17 protein-coding genes are annotated in these 17,601 nt (G+C 39.6%); 11 read left to right on the top strand and 6 right to left on the bottom strand.

Annotation, left to right across the window (positions count from 1 at the left end; translation table 11 throughout):
* Nucleotides 1-192: 192 nt before the first annotated feature.
* The 4 genes from tpx to PCY09_RS07475 form a co-directional block, all read right to left on the bottom strand.
* On the bottom strand, nt 193-684 hold the full coding sequence (gene tpx / locus PCY09_RS07490) for a thiol peroxidase (RefSeq protein WP_045773480.1): 492 nt from the start codon (nt 682-684) through the stop codon (nt 193-195).
* 149 nt (nt 685-833) lie between these two features.
* Entirely contained in the window at nt 834-1,766 is a 933-nt protein-coding gene (scaA, locus tag PCY09_RS07485; protein ID WP_045773481.1) for a metal ABC transporter substrate-binding lipoprotein/adhesin ScaA, read from the bottom strand.
* A 21-nt stretch (nt 1,767-1,787) separates the two neighbouring features.
* Complete coding sequence (locus PCY09_RS07480) at nt 1,788-2,624, bottom strand: metal ABC transporter permease (RefSeq protein ID WP_045504337.1); 837 nt, start codon at nt 2,622-2,624, stop codon at nt 1,788-1,790.
* A 1-nt stretch (nt 2,625) separates the two neighbouring features.
* Nucleotides 2,626-3,345 (bottom strand): metal ABC transporter ATP-binding protein, encoded by a 720-nt coding sequence (locus PCY09_RS07475; protein ID WP_125367545.1) that lies wholly within the window; start codon nt 3,343-3,345, stop codon nt 2,626-2,628.
* A gap of 146 nt (nt 3,346-3,491) precedes the next feature.
* Between PCY09_RS07475 and PCY09_RS07470 the strand changes: the two genes are divergently transcribed.
* From PCY09_RS07470 to PCY09_RS07455, 4 genes are all read left to right on the top strand, one after another.
* Nucleotides 3,492-5,384 (top strand): M13-type metalloendopeptidase, encoded by a 1,893-nt coding sequence (locus tag PCY09_RS07470; protein WP_125367546.1) that lies wholly within the window; start codon nt 3,492-3,494, stop codon nt 5,382-5,384.
* Between the two features lie 148 nt (nt 5,385-5,532).
* Nucleotides 5,533-6,450, top strand: a complete 918-nt coding sequence (locus PCY09_RS07465) for an XRE family transcriptional regulator (protein WP_125367547.1) — start codon at nt 5,533-5,535, stop codon at nt 6,448-6,450.
* A 143-nt stretch (nt 6,451-6,593) separates the two neighbouring features.
* A complete protein-coding gene (locus PCY09_RS07460; RefSeq protein ID WP_125397184.1) occupies nt 6,594-7,523 on the top strand; it encodes an ABC transporter ATP-binding protein in 930 nt (309 codons plus the stop codon).
* Nucleotides 7,516-8,394 (top strand): ABC transporter permease, encoded by an 879-nt coding sequence (locus PCY09_RS07455; RefSeq protein ID WP_061596753.1) that lies wholly within the window; start codon nt 7,516-7,518, stop codon nt 8,392-8,394. Before PCY09_RS07460 ends, PCY09_RS07455 begins: the two co-directional genes overlap by 8 nt.
* A 74-nt stretch (nt 8,395-8,468) precedes the next feature.
* Here PCY09_RS07455 and PCY09_RS07450 read toward each other — a convergent pair whose 3' ends face one another.
* Together PCY09_RS07450 and PCY09_RS07445 are read right to left on the bottom strand one after the other, a co-directional pair.
* On the bottom strand, nt 8,469-9,167 hold the full coding sequence (locus PCY09_RS07450; protein ID WP_012130830.1) for an ion transporter: 699 nt from the start codon (nt 9,165-9,167) through the stop codon (nt 8,469-8,471).
* A 306-nt stretch (nt 9,168-9,473) separates the two neighbouring features.
* Nucleotides 9,474-10,250, bottom strand: coding sequence for a glycyl-radical enzyme activating protein (locus PCY09_RS07445; protein ID WP_061600870.1), 777 nt, complete (start codon nt 10,248-10,250; stop codon nt 9,474-9,476).
* 124 nt (nt 10,251-10,374) lie between these two features.
* On the opposite strand from PCY09_RS07445, the gene PCY09_RS07440 reads away from it, so the two are divergent.
* From PCY09_RS07440 to PCY09_RS07410, 7 genes are all read left to right on the top strand, one after another.
* Nucleotides 10,375-11,118 (top strand): DeoR/GlpR family DNA-binding transcription regulator, encoded by a 744-nt coding sequence (locus PCY09_RS07440; RefSeq protein WP_041789904.1) that lies wholly within the window; start codon nt 10,375-10,377, stop codon nt 11,116-11,118.
* A 17-nt stretch (nt 11,119-11,135) separates the two neighbouring features.
* Nucleotides 11,136-12,101 carry a sugar-binding transcriptional regulator gene (locus PCY09_RS07435; RefSeq protein WP_125397182.1) on the top strand — a complete coding sequence of 322 codons (966 nt, stop codon included), beginning with the start codon at nt 11,136-11,138 and terminating at the stop codon, nt 12,099-12,101.
* Nucleotides 12,102-12,324: 223 nt separating this feature from the next.
* Nucleotides 12,325-12,648 (top strand): PTS lactose/cellobiose transporter subunit IIA, encoded by a 324-nt coding sequence (locus PCY09_RS07430; RefSeq protein ID WP_061584957.1) that lies wholly within the window; start codon nt 12,325-12,327, stop codon nt 12,646-12,648.
* A gap of 20 nt (nt 12,649-12,668) precedes the next feature.
* The gene (locus PCY09_RS07425) at nt 12,669-12,995 is read left to right on the top strand and encodes a PTS sugar transporter subunit IIB (RefSeq protein ID WP_041789902.1); all 327 of its coding nucleotides are present in this window, start codon (nt 12,669-12,671) and stop codon (nt 12,993-12,995) included.
* A gap of 2 nt (nt 12,996-12,997) precedes the next feature.
* A complete protein-coding gene (locus tag PCY09_RS07420; protein ID WP_125397181.1) occupies nt 12,998-14,299 on the top strand; it encodes a PTS sugar transporter subunit IIC in 1,302 nt (433 codons plus the stop codon).
* 169 nt (nt 14,300-14,468) lie between these two features.
* Nucleotides 14,469-16,910, top strand: a complete 2,442-nt coding sequence (locus PCY09_RS07415; RefSeq protein ID WP_061582751.1) for a glycyl radical protein — start codon at nt 14,469-14,471, stop codon at nt 16,908-16,910.
* A gap of 14 nt (nt 16,911-16,924) precedes the next feature.
* Entirely contained in the window at nt 16,925-17,593 is a 669-nt protein-coding gene (locus PCY09_RS07410; protein WP_125397180.1) for a fructose-6-phosphate aldolase, read from the top strand.
* The last annotated feature ends 8 nt before the right edge of the window (nt 17,594-17,601 follow it).

Below are 17,601 nucleotides of genomic sequence, written 5' to 3'. Positions count from 1 at the left end.
CAAACGAATCGTATTTTTCAGACTCTCTCTGGTGACAGGGAGAGTTTTTTTGTAGTGTGTCAGATCTTAAGAAGCTTTGTTTCGTAAGTGAGAAAAGAAATAATCTTAGGATCAGTTCTAACAAAAGTTTCAGACTCTCTTTTTTTCAAAATTAGACATAAAAAGACCACTCAGTTTGAGTGGTCGTGAGGATTATAAGTTTTTCACTGCTGCAATCGCTGCATCATAGTCAGGTTCAGTGTTGATATTATCGACATATTCAGCGTAGGTCACAGTGTTGTTCTCATCCAAGACAAGAACTGCGCGGGCCAAAAGGTGCCATTCATTGATGAGGACAGCGTAGTCGCGACCGAAAGAATGGTCGAAGTAGTCAGATAGCATAACAGCATTCTCAATGCCTTCAGCAGCGCACCACTTGCCTTGTGCAAATGGCAAATCAACTGAAATTGTGATAACAACAGTATTGTCTAAGTCAGAGAGTTCTTGGTTGAAGCGGCGAGTCTGAGTTGAGCAGACACCAGTATCGATAGATGGGATGATGCTCAGGACTTTCTTTTTGCCAGCAAAGTCAGCCAGAGTTTTCTTTGATAGATCCGTTGCAGTCAGGCTAAAATCATGGGCTGTGTCGCCGACTTGCAATTGTTTTCCAGTAAAGGTTACAGGATTTCCGAGAAAAGTTGTCATAAAAGTCTCCATTCATGTTTGATAGCTTCATTGTACTCCGAAAAAGTATTTTTTTCGAATAATTTGACTGGAAATTTGAGAGCGCCTACATTTCAGCCCAATTTTTTCTTTGCATAAAAAGGTTAGGAAGCAATCCTAACCTTTTGTTATTATTTGGCCAATCCTTCAGAAATTTTATCCAGATTGTATTTCATCATGCTGTAGTAGCTGTCTCCATCTTCGCCTTTTTCAGCGATTGAGTCAGTGAAGATTTTGGCGTAGATTGGGATATTTGTGTCTTTAGAAACAGTCTTCATCGGACGGTCGTCTACACTTGATTCGACAAAGAGAGATGGGACTTTGGTCTTGCGCAGTTTTTCAACTAAGCTTTTAATTTGGTCTGGAGTCCCTTCTTCTTCGGTGTTGATTTCCCAGATGTAGGCTGATGGCACATTGTAGGCCTTAGAGAAGTATTTGAAGCAGCCTTCACTTGTCACAATCATTTTCTTTTCTTCTGGAATGTTGTTGAATTTCTCTTTGGCTTCCTTGTCCAAAGCAGTTAGCTTCTCTACATAAGCTTTGAGATTTTTCTCGTAAGTAGCCTTATTGTCAGGGTCTTTTTCAATCAAGCGTTTGGCAATATTTTGCGCATAGATGATACCATTTTCCAAGTTTAGCCAAGCATGAGGATCTTCTTTTCCTTTTTCATTTTGGCCTTCTAGGTAAATGACATCAACGCCTTCACTGACAGCATAGTAGTCCTTGTTTTCTTTCTTCTGGGCATTTTCTACCAATTTAGTGAACCAAGCATTACCACCTGTTTCAAGGTTGATACCGTTGTAGAAAATAAGATCAGCCTTAGAAGTCTTTTTGACATCTTCAGGCAGAGGTTCGTATTCGTGCGGATCTTGACCGACAGGGACAATACTGTGCAGATTGATTTTATCGCCAGCGATATTTTTTGTTATATCTGCGATAATTGAATTGGTTGCAACGACATTTAGCTTGGAAGAGCTAGAGTCAGAACTGCTTTTTTGACTAGAGCAGGCCACTAGCCCTACAATAGCCACTAAAAGCAAAACTAAATAACGACATTTTTTCATTGGAAATCCTCCATAAATATATTATTTTACTTTTCTTTTTAAATACCGCTGTTTTGGTGCGATAAAAAATGAAACCAAAAAGATCAGGGCAGAGGTTAGAACGATACTAGAACCTGCTGCAACATTAAAACTATAACCGATGAAGAGGCCTAAAACAGATGCACCAGCCCCCAAGGCAGATGACAATAAAATCATGGTCTTGAGACTCTTGGCATAGAGATAGGCTGTCGCAGCTGGTGTAATCAGCATGGCCACAATCAGAATCGTTCCGACACTTTGCATAGCTGTGACAGAAACCAAAGTCAAGAGAATCATCAGCAAATAGTGGTAAAAATTAACCTTCATTCCCATAGCTTGGGCCAAAAGCGGGTCAAAGGACGTCAGCAAAAGTTGCTTGAAGAAAATACTAATGACCAGCAGCACCAAAATACCCACGCCAATACTAATCCACATATCAAGGTCTTGTACCGCCAAGATATTCCCAAAGAGGATATGGAAGAGGTCGGTCGAACTCTTGGCAACGCTAATCAAAATGATCCCCAGAGCCAGGAAGGAAGAAAAAGTAATTCCGATAGCCGTGTCACTTTTGATAATAGAATTGCCCTTGATATAAGTGATAATAATGGAAGCTAGTAAGCCAAAGGTAATGGCACCGATGAAGAAATTAATCCCCAAAATAAAAGACAGGGCCACACCGGGCAGCACCGCGTGAGAGATGGCATCCCCCATGAGTGACATGCCCCGCAGAATGATAAAGCAGCCAACGGCACCGGCCACCACTCCAATCACAATGGCTGTAATCAAAGCATTTTGCAGGAAATGAAAGTCATGTAAGCCTTGAATAAATTCCTGAATCATCCTAGGCACCTCCATTCATAAAGAGCTGAGAGCCGTAGGTCTGCTGCATATTTTCTTTGGTGAAGGTACTCTCGGTTGATCCGAAAGCGACGACTCTTTTGTTAAGTAGCAAGACCTGATCAAAATAAGCGACCACCTTGCTCAAGTCATGGTGGACAATCAAAATCGTCTTCCCGTCTTTTCTTAGCTGACGGAGTGTTTTCATAATAATCTCTTCACTGACAGAATCAATACCGACAAAGGGCTCATCAAGGAAAATATAATCCGCTTCTTGGACTAGGCAGCGCGCAATCAAGACCCGTTGGAATTGACCGCCAGACAGTTGACTGATTTGACGTTCAGCAAAATCCTCTAAACCAACGATTTTTAGAGCCTGGTTGACCTTGTCCCAGTCAGAAGTTTTTAATCTTTGGAAAAGCTTTATCTTAGGATAAAGCCCAAGAGAAACACACTCTTTTACCTTGATAGGAAAGTTATAGTCAATATTGATTTTTTGTTCTACATAGGCTATTCGCTTTAGTTCTTTGTCTAGGGGCTGACCATCCAGTAAAGCTTGGCCTTGGTGGTCGACAATTCCAAGTAATCCTTTAATAAGGGTGGATTTTCCAGCCCCGTTTGGGCCGATAATTCCTGTAATAGTAGGGCCTTTTATAGTTACGTTTGCCTTATCTAATGCCAGCTGGCCCTGATAGCTGACACTTAGGTTTTGTATCTCAATCATGTATATCACCTCTACGTTATTAATATACCTTAACACAAAAATTAAGTCAAGTTAATTTTGTTGAATTTAGGAAATATTTAACAAAGATTTGAAAATCAAAGCTATTTTTGATAAGGTTATATCAAAAGTATGAAAGTGAGAAAAAAATGACACGACTGCAAGATGATTTTTATGATGCAATAAATGGCGAATGGGCTAAGACAGCTGTTATTCCTGACGATAAACCAGTTACAGGTGGCTTTATGGACTTAGCTGAGGAAATTGAAGACCTCATGCTCTCTACGACCGACAAATGGTTGGCTGGCGATGGAGTACCAGATGATGCTATTCTGCAGAACTTCGTTGCTTACCATCGCCTAGCAGCGGATTATGACAAGCGGGAAGCAGCAGGGACTGAGCCTGCGCGTGCTTATATTGATGAGATTCGCAACCTAGCGTCTTTTGAAGAATATGCTTCTAAGATTGCAGACTTCGAGCTGGCTGGCAAGCCGACTTATTTTCCTTTTGGTGTGGCGCCTGACTTTATGGACGCTCGGATCAATGTTCTCTGGGCGGATGGACCAGGCACTATTTTGCCAGATACGACCTACTACGCGGAAGACCATCCTCAGAAGGCAGAGCTGCTTGCAAAATGGCGCAAGGCCCAGGAAGACTTGCTAGCAAAATTTGATTTTACTGAAGAGGAAATCAAGGATCTTTTAGACAAGGTTTTGGACTTGGATGCTGTTTTTGCCCAGTATGTTCTCTCTAATGAGGAGAGCTCTGAGTATGCTAAGCTCTACCATCCTTATAAGTGGGACGATTTCAAGGCCTTGGTGCCGGAATTGCCTTTGACAGATATCTTCACCAAGTTAATCGGTCAAGAACCCGACCAAGTCATTGTGCCTGAGGAACGCTTCTGGAAAGCAGCCAAGGATATCTATACAGCTACTAACTGGGATAAACTTCACGCTTTGCTAATCCTCTCTGCGGTTCGCAATACAACCCCATATCTAACGGATGACATCCGTGTTTTAGCAGGTGCTTATCAACGTGCTCTATCGGGAACTCCTCAAGCCCAGGACAAGAAAAAAGCTGCTTATTACCTAGCTCAGGGACCTTTTAATCAAGCGATCGGTCTTTGGTATGCAGGTCAAAAGTTCTCACCAGAAGCCAAGGCTGATGTAGAGCAGAAAGTAGCGACCATGATTGAAGTTTACAAAAACCGCCTAGCTCAGAATGACTGGTTAACACCAGAAACTCGTGACAAGGCCATTGTCAAACTTAATGTCATCAAGCCTTATATTGGTTATCCAGACGAGTTACCTGAGCGTTATTCTCGCAAGATCGTGGATGAAAAGCTGACGCTCTTTGAAAATGCTCAGAAGCTGAGCCAGATTGATATTGCTTATAGCTGGAGCAAATGGAATCAACCGGTAGATTACAAGGAATGGGGCATGCCAGCCCACATGGTCAATGCCTACTATAATCCGCAGAAAAACCTGATTGTCTTTCCAGCGGCTATCCTGCAGGCGCCTTTCTACGACCTGCACCAATCCTCATCAGCCAATTACGGTGGTATTGGAGCGGTCATTGCCCATGAGATTTCTCATGCTTTTGATACCAACGGTGCTTCCTTTGATGAAAATGGTAGCCTAAACAACTGGTGGACGGAGCACGACTACCAAGCCTTCACCGAGCGGACTCAAAAGGTCATTGATCAGTTTGAAGGACAGGATTCCTATGGTGCTAAGGTCAATGGCAAGTTGACCGTTTCAGAAAACGTGGCAGATTTGGGCGGTATTGCAGCAGCCCTAGAAGCAGCAAAGAAAGAAGCTGATTTCTCTGCTGAGGAATTCTTCACCAACTTTGCCCGCATTTGGCGGATGAAGGGACGCGAAGAGTATATGAAGCTCTTGGCAAGCGTCGATGTCCATGCTCCAGCCAAGCTTCGGACCAATGTGCAGCTGCCAAACTTTGAAGACTTCTTTACGACCTTTGATGTGAAAGAAGGAGATGGCATGTGGCGGAGCCCAGAAGAGCGTGTGATTATTTGGTAACAAACAAGTCATAAGACGACATAATGACCTGACTAAAGGAGCTTAAGATAAAGTTCTTTGGTCAGGTTTTTATTTGTAGCTACAGAGATAAATTTTGATGATCAAATTATGCTATAATAGGAAATATCTGGAAGAAGGAGATCCTGATGTGGAATTCAAGGAAGAGCTAGGACAGAAAATTCAATCTCTAAGAGAAGAAAAAGGCTTGAGTCGTCAGGCCATTTGTGGGGAAGAAGACATTTTGACAACACGGCAATTACAGCGAATTGAAAAAGGCCAGTCTCTGCCTACCATAGCAACAGCTCTCTATATTGCTGAGCAACTGGAGGTATCACTGGATAGACTAGCAAATAGAGAGCGATTCGAATTGCCATCAGGCTATCTTGAATTGAAGTATCGCTTGGAAAAGCTTTATCACTATGGCGATGGAGAACGTCTTCAACAGAGAGAAGAGCTGATCGAGGAAATCTATCGGAAGTATTTCGATCAGCTCCCTGAGGAAGAACAACTTTATCTTCAGATTAAGCAGGCCAAGAACGATATGATTTTAACGGAAAATATTGCCTATGATCAAGGCTTAATAGATGAATATCTGGATCAGGCTTTGGCCAAAGAAAAATTGACGGAAATGGATCTAGAAATCATTGATTTACGCCTGTTGGCTCTTGGTTTGAAAGATTTTGATAAGAAGGAGTTTACTTGTTTGCTAAACAAGTTACTTGTGGCAGTAGCTGATTATCCGACCAATGGATTGGAAAAAATTCAGGCCAGAATCATTTTTGCGGCGGGGGTCTTGTCTCACTATCAAGAATATGACCGACTACCCGAAATATTAAGAGTCCTAGAAGAGCTGATGTTGAGGCGAAACGACTTTCAAGATCGTGTCTTTAGCTATGCGCTTCAGTGGAAAATCGCCCTCTTCTTAGAAAACAATCTCGAAAAAGCTGAGGACAACTATCAAAAGGTAAAGTTAATGCTAGAGCTATTGCCAGAAGATGTCCTTAAGGAGAATATGAGACTGGACTGGGAGCAGGATATAAGACGTTTTAGTAAAATTGATGAGTAAGAAACCAAACTCTGTGAGTCTAGGAACTCATAGAGTTTTTTAAATAGGACATGAATGTCCTCACACTTCGGTTAAATGATCTCTTATAATAGTGGGAGTAGAAAAAAGAAGTTACTTCTTCTTGAGGAAGGAATTTGGGAAAAATGGAAATTAGATTAAAAAATATTAAGAAAAACTATGGCTCCTTTGAAGCCTTAAAGGGAATTGATTTAGTTTTGGAAGAAGGGAAGTTCTATGGACTTCTTGGGCCCAATGGTGCTGGTAAAACGACTCTCTTTAATCTCCTTATTCAAAATTTCAAACAAAGCTCAGGAGATATTAGCTGGGAAGTTGACGGACATCCTCTATCCACAAAAGATTTTTATCGCCATATCGGAATCGTTTTTCAAAGCAATCGTTTGGATGAAAATTTAACAGTAGAGGAAAATTTGGTATCTAGAGGTGCCTTGTATGGCTTATCTAAGACCAAGGTCTTGAAGAGGATGAAGGATTTACAAAACTATCTAGATGTTGCATCTATTAAAAATAAAAAATACGGGAGCTTGTCAGGAGGGCAGAAACGTAAAGTAGATATTGCCCGTGCTCTGCTACCTCGACCATCACTTTTATTGCTGGATGAGCCAACCACTGGTCTAGATCCGCAATCTCGACATGATTTATGGGATGCCATTCATCAGTTGAATAAGAAAGATAATATGACGGTAGTTCTCATTACTCACTATTTAGAAGAGATGGCTGGATGTGACATTCTTCATGTTTTAATTTCTGGTAATCTTTATTACTCAGGAGATATTGCCACTTTTATTGAAAAGCATTCGACAACTAACTTGAATTTGCTTTTAAAAGAAGGTCAGTCTGTAACGTCACTGTCGGTATCGCAATTTATGAACAAATGTCAAGTTTTGTCAGAAAGAGAGATTATTTTTAAAGATGTTTCTGTTGAAGAAATGATGGAAATTATTTCTGAAAACCAAGATAAGTCTATCATTGAAGCATTTAATGTGGAATATTCAAACTTGGAAGCAGCTTATTTGAATTTATTAAAAGAAACAGGAGGAGAAATGAATGTTTGAGCTAATTTCTAGAAATAGGAAAGTATACACGCGAGATCGTTTGGCGTTTTTCATGTCATTCTTGTCAGTTATTATTTTAATTTTAGTCTATCAAGTCTTTCTAGGCCAAATCCAGATTGATGCCATTAAGGAAGCATTAGGTAGTGACACTGCCTCAAGCGATACGATTAAGATGGTAAACTATTGGTTGATATCAGGTTTGACGACGATTATTTCTATGACCAGTACTTTAGGAGCGTTTGGAGTAATGGTCTCAGATAAAGAAAAGAAACTGAGTGAAGATTTCAAGGTTAGTCCCATTTCTAATTTCAAGGTTGAATTATCCTATGCTATTTTTGCAATCCTATTTGGGATGATCCTCACCATGTTCTCTTGTGTCTTTGCGATTGGGATTTTCAACGGTTTTAGTTCCCTTCTAGATTATTCAGCCATGGACTATCTAAAGATTTTTGGAATTGTTAGCTTATCAACAGTCTTGTCAGCTGCTATTATTCTTCCTATATTAGCCTTTATTCGAACAAGTTCAGCTTTTACCACTTTAAGTACAATCGTCGGTACCTTTATCGGATTTATTTCAGGAGTTTATCTTTCTATCGGTTCAGTTGGGGAAACTTTGCAGCAGGTTATGACTTGGTTTCCTATGACACAAGTGAATGCACTTTTAAAACAAGTTTTGATGAAAGACTCAATTGCTAAAGTATTTGATAGTGCCCCAAGCTCGGTGGTAAATGAATACAAGGAATCTTATGGAGTAGTATTGCAGAATGCTAGTGGGGATCATCTTTCTAATCAATTCATGCTAGTTTATATTTCACTTATTATTGTTGCTCTATTAATACTCCACTTTTTTATTAAAAAGGTTAAGAAATGAAAGAAACCTCAGCTAAAGTTATAGAAAAGTGAATGCATATATAAAAAACCTGTTTAGGTATTCCTAAACAGGTTTTATAGTTCTTTGATTTCTTTCATATAGCCAGCTGTAATGATACCAGCGGGGAGTGCAACAATTGCAATTCCTAAAAATGAAGAGATCATTGTAATGATTTTTCCGGTAGTTGATATCGCGTAAATGTCCCCATAGCCAACCGTAGTCAGGGAAATCGTTGCCCAATAAAGGGCATCAAAAAAGGTAGGGAAAGTACTAGGCTCTACGTTGAAAATGACAAGGGCGGAAACAAAGATATATCCAAGTGCTAAAACCCCTACAATAATCAGACTGTCTTTCTGTTTTTTTAAGACATTTGTCAAGATCTGAATATTCTTGGAATAGCGGAAAAATTTAAAGATACGCAAGGTACGAAGCATCCGTAAAATTTTAAACAGACGCAGACTGTCATTTAATAAAAAGAGTGATGGCAGTATGCAGAGCAAATCAGCCATAGCTAAGAAAGTAAAAGGATAGAGTAGGAAAGAAATCCTTCCTTTCTGTAATTTATAATCGGCAGTGACGAACCTGAGCACATAGTCAATGATAAAAATAATCGTTGTTATAAGATCGAGCCAAATGAAGATTCCTGAATGACTTTTTGAAGTTAGAGGAATTAAGCTGACAATAATGGCCAAGATCATGAAAATATCGTAGGCTTCTTCAATAAAGCTTTCCTGCTGATGGGGCTCAATAATCTGAAACAAAGTCTTTCTCATAATCATAGCTCTCCCTTATTCATATGAATTTAATTTTAATTCTATCTGTTTTTAAAGATAAGTCAAGGTAAATCAACAAAGATTTTCCCCATTCTCCATTTTTAGCGTCTTTCAAAATCCTTTGAGAAAGTTACTATAAAAATAAAATCCAAGCTGAAGAAATAGCAAAGTAGAGGTTTTCTTCAAACTTGGATTCAGCGAATAAATTTAGAAGCCTTTGATTAAGGATAAAAATCAGTTCAAGATGTGAGGTATAATCAGAGAAGGTTTATAATATAAAAAATAGTTAGGAAAAGGAATTTTTGCTTAGAAATAACAATTGATGTTATGGTTTAGAAAAACCTGCTGATAATCGTATAAATCCTCTGGATGTAGGGCTTTAGTACCCTCCATTTCATACCGCCGTCCTAGTAGTTTATACTTGTTTTCTCCAAATTGATGGAAAGGTAACAGTTGGACTTGATCGATGGATAATTCATTGAAAAGAGTTGCAAACTGTTCCGCATCTTCTAGAGAGTTATTAAAGTCAGGAATTACTGGAATTCGCAGGACAATTGTCTTTTGATGAGTAAATGCGTAATGTATATTCTTAATAATCAACTCATTTTTAACACCAGTAATCTTACGGTGATTGACTGAGTTATAGTGCTTCAAATCGGTATAAATGAAATCAACATATTGGATGAGATCAACAAATTTTTCGTGTTCTACAAAAGCCGTTGTTTCTATTGTGGTATGAATACCTTTCTCCTTAGCTGCTTTAAGGATAGCTTTTGCAAATTCAAATTGAGCAAAAATTTCCCCGCCAGATAAGGTCAATCCACCGCCGGATTCTTCATAAAAATCACGGTCTTTTAAGACTTCATCTATAATCTCAATAACACTTCTTTCTTCTCCCATAGTGATGTTTTTTTGGGTAGTAGCATCAAGCATAGGCTCAGGTTGCATCCTCTGTGATTCTGGGTTTGAACACCAAGGGCAGCGTAGTGGGCAACCCTTTAGGAAAACTGTTGTTCGGATTCCGGGGCCATCATGAATACTGAAATGTTGGATATTGAAAATAATTCCTTTTGTTGTTTCCATACGCAACCCTCCTTTTAATACAACTATTATAACTTATTTACGCAACAAATGCAATTACGAACGAAACTATTTTTTATTTTATTTTTATAAAATCTTTTGTTAAAATATAGGTGAGGTAATGAAAATGGAACGTTTAGATAAAATTGTGAAATTAGTCTCTGAATATGAAAAGATTGATGTTAATACACTTTCTGAGAAGCTACAAGTTTCTAAAGTAACGATTAGGAAAGACTTAGATAAATTGGAATTAAAAGGTTTATTGCGTCGTGAACATGGGTATGCTGTCTTGAATAGTGGGGACGACCTTAATGTCAGATTGTCTTTTAATTACGATACAAAGCGAAGAATTGCCCAGAAAACCGCTGAACTAATTAGTGATAATGAAACAATTTTGATTGAATCAGGATCTACTTGTGCCCTTTTAGCAGAAGAAATTTGCCGTAGCAAGAGGAATGTAAAAATCGTTACCAATTCCTACTTTATAGCTGACTATGTTAGGAATTATGATTCGTGCAAAATCATTCTTTTAGGTGGAGAATTCCAAAAAGACTCTCAAGTGACTGTTGGTCCGCTTCTTAAAGAAATGATCCACTACTTTCATGTTAAATATGCTTTTGTAGGAACAGATGGCTATGATGAAGAACTTGGGTTTACAGGGAAAGATTTGATGCGTAGTGAAGTCGTTCAATATATGTCTGAAGTGGCCGACCAAGTTGTAATTCTTACTGATTCAAGTAAATTTGGGAAAAAAGGGATTGTTAAGCGTTTCGGACTTAAGCAGGTGTCTCAAGTTGTAACAGATACCGGAATTTCAAATGTCGCTGTTGAGCAATTAGAAAAGGCAAGTATTAGAGTTGTTAAAGTTTAGGCTTGAAGGAGCGGATGATGAGAAATGAAAGAAAAAAGCTTCTGGCTAAATTAGCCTATCTTTATTACATAGAAGAGAAGAGCCAGGCAGAAATTGCAGCAGAAACAGGAATCTATCGCACAACTGTTAGTCGAATGCTGGCTGAAGCAAAGAAAAAAGGGATTGTCAAGATTGAAATAAATAATTTCGATACTCGCTTGTTTCAGTTAGAAAAGTATGTCAAAGAGAAATATAGATTAAAAGGTATAGATATAGTTGCGAATGTGCCTGATGAATCAACTGCTGAATTAGAAGAAAGGCTAGGTCAAAGTGCAGCAAATCTACTTCGAGCTCTATTAGATGATCATATGAATGTAGGCTTTTCGTGGGGAAAAAGTCTCAGCCTGTTGGTAGAACATTTAAATCCACGACATTTGAAAGATATTCATTTTGTTCCACTAGCTGGTGGTCCCAGTCACATCCATGCCCGATATCATGTCAATACTCTGATTTATAACATGGCAAGCAAATGTCATGGAGATTGTAACTTTATCAATGCGACCATTATTCAGGAAAAGGAAAATTTAGCAAAAGGAATTTTATCATCAAAATATTTTGAAGATCTCAAAAAGAGTTGGCAGGATTTGGATATTGCTGTCGTAGGAATCGGTGGTTTTGCAGATGAGAACAATCGTCAGTGGTTGGATATGTTAACAGAACGAGATTTTTCTGTTTTAAAAAGTGAAGAAGAGGTCGGAGAAATTTGTTGCCGTTTTTTCGATAAAAATGGAGAACCTGTATATGAAGAATTACAGGAAAGGACTATCGCTATTTCTCTATCTGAGCTTAAAAAAATACCGCATGCTTTGGGATTTGCCTATGGGTCTGCCAAGGCAACAGCTATCCTATCAGTTTTACGGGCAGGATATATTAATCATTTAGTAACAGATGAAGAAACAATATTAAAGGTGTTATCCTTAGATGGGGATAATAGTTTTACCTAGTAGGTTAAAGAAAAAAGAATAGTAAAAAAGAAAGAATTTGGTTCTTTCTTTTTTTTGCAGCAATACGCACAAATGTGCAAAAATATTTAAATAAGAGTAAATGTGCTATAAATTATTGACGAATATGTTTAAAGGTGATAGATTTAAGTTACAAACATAATAAAAGCGATTTCATATGAAACAAATAAACGTTGTTAAAAGTTGACTGGAAAAGGAGCAAATTATGGAAGTTATTGTTGCAGATCAAATTATCATGGGACTTATTTTAGATGCCGGTGATGCCAAGCAACATATTTATCAGGCTTTATCACTAGCTAAAGATGGAAAGTTTTTAGAGTGTGATGAACAAGTTGAGTTGGCAGACAAGTCGTTGCTTGAGGCTCACAATTTACAGACTCAATTTTTAGCACAGGAAGCAGGGGGGACAAAAACAGAAATCACAGCACTATTTGTCCATTCTCAAGATCATTTGATGACCAGTATTACAGAGATTAATCTCATTAAGGAAATCATTGATTTGAGAAAAGAACTACAAGAAAAAGCTTAACTTATTAGGAGGATATAATGATGGTCAAAATTGGTTTGTTTTGTGCAGCAGGTTTTTCAACAGGAATGTTAGTCAATAATATGAAAATAGCTGCAACCGAAAAAGGGATAGAGGCTGAGATTGAGGCATACTCACAGGCTAAGCTGGCTGATTATGCTGCGGACTTGGATATCGCTTTATTAGGACCTCAGGTTGCTTATACTCTAGACAAATCGAAAGCTATCTGCGACAGTTGCCATACTCCAATTGCAGTGATACCGATGGCTGATTATGGTATGTTAGATGGCAAAAAAGTATTAGATCTCGCTTTGAGTTTGTTAGATAAGTATCAAGATCAAGGAGCTTAGTTATGTCTAAGATAAATACACAAAAAATAATTGCACCCATAATGAAGTTTGTTAATATGCGTGGAATTATCGCATTAAAAGATGGTATGTTGGCAATTCTGCCTCTTACTGTTGTTGGAAGCCTATTCTTGATTGTAGGTCAATTACCGTTTGAAGGACTAAATCAAGCTATTGCTGGTGTGTTTGGGTCAGACTGGACTGAACCATTTATGCAGGTTTATTCAGGAACCTTTGCTATTATGGGGCTGATTTCTTGTTTTTCAATCGGTTATTCTTATGCCAAGAACAGTGGTGTAGAGCCCCTTCCTGCAGGTGTACTGGCTTTATCTTCCTTCTTTATCCTTTTGAAGTCCTCCTATGTTCCTGAGAAAGGCGAGGCGATTGCAGATGCGATTGGCAAGGTTTGGTTTGGAGGGCAAGGAATAATAGGAGCAATTCTAATTGGTCTAGCGGCTGGTAGCATCTATACTGTTTTCATTAAAAAACATATTGTCATTAAAATGCCAGAGCAAGTTCCACAAGCGATTGCTAAGCAGTTTGAAGCTATGATTCCAGCTTTCGTTATTTTCTTACTTTCCATGATAGTTTATATAGTTGCCAAGCTAGCGACAGGTGGTGGTACCTTTATTGAGATGATTTATGATGTTATTCAGGTTCCTCTACAAGGCCTTACGGGTTCTCTTTATGGAGCTATTGGTATTGCATTCTTCATTTCTTTTCTGTGGTGGTTTGGTGTTCATGGGCAATCCGTTGTCAATGGCGTCGTAACAGCCTTACTATTGTCTAACCTGGATGCAAATAAGGCTTTACTTGCTGCTGATAAGTTGTCCGTTAGTCAGGGCGCTCATATTGTGACCCAGCAATTTTTGGATAGCTTCCTTATCTTATCGGGATCTGGTATCACTTTTGGAGTAGTCGTAGCGATGCTTTTTGCTGCTAAGTCTAAGCAGTATAAGGCTCTGGGAAAAGTTGCTGCTTTTCCGGCTATCTTCAATGTCAATGAACCCGTTGTCTTTGGTTTTCCGATTGTAATGAATCCGGTCATGTTCTTACCCTTTGTTTTGGTTCCAGTTTTAGCTGCTTTAATTGTATACATGGCGATTGCAGTTGGATTTATGCAACCATTCGCAGGTGTGACTTTGCCTTGGAGTACACCGGCTATCATTTCAGGTTTTATGGTTGCTGGTTGGCAAGGAGCAGTCATTCAAATTGTCATTCTAGCCATGTCCGCCTTTGTTTACTTCCCATTTGTGAAGTTTCAGGATAAGATTGCCTACAATAACGAATTGAAAAATGAAGAGTAATCTGATTTTGATGAATAAAAAACACAAAAGTTTCTTAGCTCAGATGGCACAAATGTGCAAATAATCTTTAATTTAATTATAGCCTATAAATGATTGAATTCTTGGATATTGCATGTTACAATACTTACGAAAGAAATAAAAATAATTTCATAAGAAAGGATGCAGCAAAATGATCCAAGTAAAAGAAGTAGAAAGAACAACAATAAAAACAGACTATTTTGGTAGTTTGACAGAGAGAATGAATAAATATCGTGAAGATGTTTTAAATAAAAAGCCCTACATTGATGCAGAGCGCGCTGTCCTGGCTACCAAAGCTTACGATGAGCATAAGGAAAAGCCAAATGTGTTGAAACGTGCTTACATGCTCAAAGAGATTTTGGAAAATATGACGCTTTACATCGAAGATGAAACGATGATTGTCGGTAATCAGGCTTCATCTAATAAAGATGCGCCTATTTTCCCAGAGTATACTTTAGAGTTTGTACTTAATGAACTAGATCTTTTTGAGAAACGGGATGGAGACGTATTCTACATCACGGAAGAAACCAAAGAGCAGCTCCGTGGTATTGCTCCTTTCTGGGAAAATAATAACCTCCGTGCTAGAGCTGGCGCTTTACTTCCAGAGGAAGTTCAGGTTTATATGGAAACCGGCTTCTTTGGCATGGAAGGAAAGATGAACTCTGGGGATGCCCACTTGGCGGTCAACTATCAAAAACTCTTGGCTTATGGACTGAAAGGTTTTGAAGAAAAAGCTCGCGCAGCTAAGGAAGCTTTGGATTTGACCGACCCGGCTAGTATTGACAAATACCATTTTTATGATTCGATTTTCATCGTAGTCAATGCGGTGAAAGCTTATGCGGAGCGTTTTGTAGCCTTAGCCAAACAACTGGCTGAAAAAGCAGAGCCTAAGCGTCGTCAGGAGCTATTAGAAATCGCTAGAATCTGTTCTAAAGTGCCATATGAGCCAGCATCAACCTTTGCTGAAGCTGTTCAGTCTGTCTGGTTTATCCAGTGTATTCTTCAGATTGAGTCCAACGGACATTCACTCTCTTATGGACGCTTTGACCAGTACATGTATCCTTATGTCAAGGCAGACTTGGAAGCTGGACGTGAGACAGAAGCTAGCATTGTAGAACGCTTAACCAATCTCTGGATTAAGACGATCACTATTAATAAAGTGCGTAGTCAGGCTCATACATTCTCATCTGCGGGTAGTCCCCTTTATCAAAATGTGACAATCGGGGGCCAAACGAGAGATAAGAGAGATGCAGTCAACCCACTTTCCTACCTCGTGTTGAAATCTGTAGCCCAAACTCATCTTCCTCAGCCGAATCTGACCGTTCGCTATCATGCCGGCTTGGATGCTCGCTTTATGAATGAGTGTATCGAAGTCATGAAGCTTGGTTTCGGTATGCCGGCTTTCAATAATGATGAAATCATCATTCCGTCCTTTATCGCAAAAGGCGTTTTAGAAGAAGATGCTTACGACTACAGCGCTATCGGCTGTGTGGAAACCGCTGTGCCTGGTAAATGGGGATACCGTTGTACAGGTATGAGCTACATGAACTTCCCTAAGGTACTCCTGATTACTATGAACGATGGGATTGATCCAGCATCTGGCAAGCGCTTTGCACCAAGCTTCGGTCACTTTAAAGATATGAAGAGCTTTGCTGAGCTGCAAACTGCTTGGGACAAGACCTTGCGCCATTTGACCCGCATGAGTGTCATCGTGGAAAATTCTATCGACCTGTCTCTTGAGAGAGAAGTACCGGATATTCTCTGCTCAGCTTTGACAGATGATTGTATCGGACGCGGTAAGCATTTGAAAGAGGGTGGAGCTGTCTATGACTATATTTCTGGTCTTCAAGTCGGTATTGCCAATCTATCAGACTCACTGGCGGCTATCAAGAAGCTGGTCTTTGAGGAAGGCAGGCTGACTCCAGCTGAACTATGGCATGCACTTGAAACGGACTATGCAGGTGAGCGTGGTAAAGAAATCCAAGAGATGCTGATTCATGATGCACCGAAATATGGTAATGATGATGATTACGCAGATAAGCTAGTGACAGATGCTTATGATATTTATGTGGATGAAATCGCTAAGTATCCAAATACTCGTTATGGCCGTGGTCCAATTGGCGGTATCCGCTACTCAGGAACATCTTCTATTTCAGCCAATGTCGGTCAAGGTCGTGGTACTTTGGCGACGCCAGATGGCCGCAATGCCGGAACACCGCTTGCTGAAGGATGCTCACCATCTCACAATATGGATAAGAACGGTCCAACCTCTGTATTGAAATCCGTTTCTAAATTGCCGACGGATGAAATCGTTGGTGGCGTTCTGCTTAATCAAAAAGTAAATCCTCAGACTTTGTCTAAAGAGGAAGATAAACTGAAACTAATTGCCTTGCTTCGTACATTCTTTAACCGTCTGCATGGCTATCATATCCAATACAATGTCGTTTCTAGGGAAACCTTGATTGATGCGCAGAAGCATCCTGAAAAGCACCGCGATTTGATTGTTCGCGTTGCAGGCTACTCTGCTTTCTTCAATGTGCTTTCCAAGGCGACACAAGATGATATTATCGGACGTACGGAGCACACATTGTAAAAGAGGTCCAATTTATGGAATTCATGCTTGATACCTTAAATTTAGAGGAGATAAAAAAATGGTCGGAAGTCCTCCCCTTGGCGGGAGTGACTTCTAATCCGACCATCGCAAAAAAAGAAGGAAAAATAGATTTCTTTGAACGGATTCGCTCTGTTCGAGAAATTATAGGAGAAGGCCCGTCTATTCATGTGCAGGTTGTTGCCAAGGATTATGAGGGCATCTTGAAAGATGCTGCTGAAATTCGAAAAAGATGTGGTGATGCTGTCTACATTAAAGTTCCGGTCACACCAGATGGGTTAGCGGCTATCAAAACTCTCAAGGCAGAAGGTTATAAGATTACAGCGACAGCTATTTATACAACCTTTCAAGGTCTCTTAGCCATTGAAGCGGGGGCTGACTATCTTGCTCCTTACTATAACCGCATGGAAAATCTCAATATTGATTCAGATGCTGTCATTAGCCAGCTGGCTAAGGCTATTGAGCGAGATCATTCCGCCAGTAAAATATTGGCGGCCTCCTTTAAAAATGTTGCCCAAGTCAATCGAGCTTTTGCTGATGGTGCCCAAGCTGTTACAGCAGGTCCGGATGTTTTTGCAGCAGCCTTTGCTATGCCGTCCATTGCTAAGGCGGTAGACGACTTTGCAACAGATTGGTCTGACATTCATAGTCAGGAGTATGTTTAACAAAGAAT

Origin of the sequence: Streptococcus sp. SG2 (genome assembly GCF_030439925.1) — a bacterium.
GTDB lineage: Bacteria > Bacillota > Bacilli > Lactobacillales > Streptococcaceae > Streptococcus > Streptococcus gordonii.
This window is presented reverse-complemented; position numbering and strand designations above follow the sequence as displayed.

Bases quoted from the DNA above. Each gene is read 5' to 3' on its own strand.
- PCY09_RS07440 (WP_041789904.1), top strand. From the start codon at position 10,375: ATGGAACGTTTAGATAAAATTGTGAAATTAGTCTCTGAATATGAAAAG.
- PCY09_RS07415 (WP_061582751.1), top strand. From the start codon at position 14,469: ATGATCCAAGTAAAAGAAGTAGAAAGAACAACAATAAAAACAGACTAT.
- PCY09_RS07420 (WP_125397181.1), top strand. From the start codon at position 12,998: ATGTCTAAGATAAATACACAAAAAATAATTGCACCCATAATGAAGTTT.
- PCY09_RS07460 (WP_125397184.1), top strand. From the start codon at position 6,594: ATGGAAATTAGATTAAAAAATATTAAGAAAAACTATGGCTCCTTTGAA.
- tpx (WP_045773480.1), bottom strand. From the start codon at position 684: ATGACAACTTTTCTCGGAAATCCTGTAACCTTTACTGGAAAACAATTG.
- PCY09_RS07455 (WP_061596753.1), top strand. From the start codon at position 7,516: ATGTTTGAGCTAATTTCTAGAAATAGGAAAGTATACACGCGAGATCGT.
- PCY09_RS07480 (WP_045504337.1), bottom strand. From the start codon at position 2,624: ATGATTCAGGAATTTATTCAAGGCTTACATGACTTTCATTTCCTGCAA.
- PCY09_RS07430 (WP_061584957.1), top strand. From the start codon at position 12,325: ATGGAAGTTATTGTTGCAGATCAAATTATCATGGGACTTATTTTAGAT.
- PCY09_RS07410 (WP_125397180.1), top strand. From the start codon at position 16,925: ATGGAATTCATGCTTGATACCTTAAATTTAGAGGAGATAAAAAAATGG.
- PCY09_RS07470 (WP_125367546.1), top strand. From the start codon at position 3,492: ATGACACGACTGCAAGATGATTTTTATGATGCAATAAATGGCGAATGG.
- PCY09_RS07475 (WP_125367545.1), bottom strand. From the start codon at position 3,345: ATGATTGAGATACAAAACCTAAGTGTCAGCTATCAGGGCCAGCTGGCA.
- PCY09_RS07425 (WP_041789902.1), top strand. From the start codon at position 12,669: ATGGTCAAAATTGGTTTGTTTTGTGCAGCAGGTTTTTCAACAGGAATG.
- scaA (WP_045773481.1), bottom strand. From the start codon at position 1,766: ATGAAAAAATGTCGTTATTTAGTTTTGCTTTTAGTGGCTATTGTAGGG.
- PCY09_RS07445 (WP_061600870.1), bottom strand. From the start codon at position 10,250: ATGGAAACAACAAAAGGAATTATTTTCAATATCCAACATTTCAGTATT.
- PCY09_RS07450 (WP_012130830.1), bottom strand. From the start codon at position 9,167: ATGAGAAAGACTTTGTTTCAGATTATTGAGCCCCATCAGCAGGAAAGC.
- PCY09_RS07435 (WP_125397182.1), top strand. From the start codon at position 11,136: ATGAGAAATGAAAGAAAAAAGCTTCTGGCTAAATTAGCCTATCTTTAT.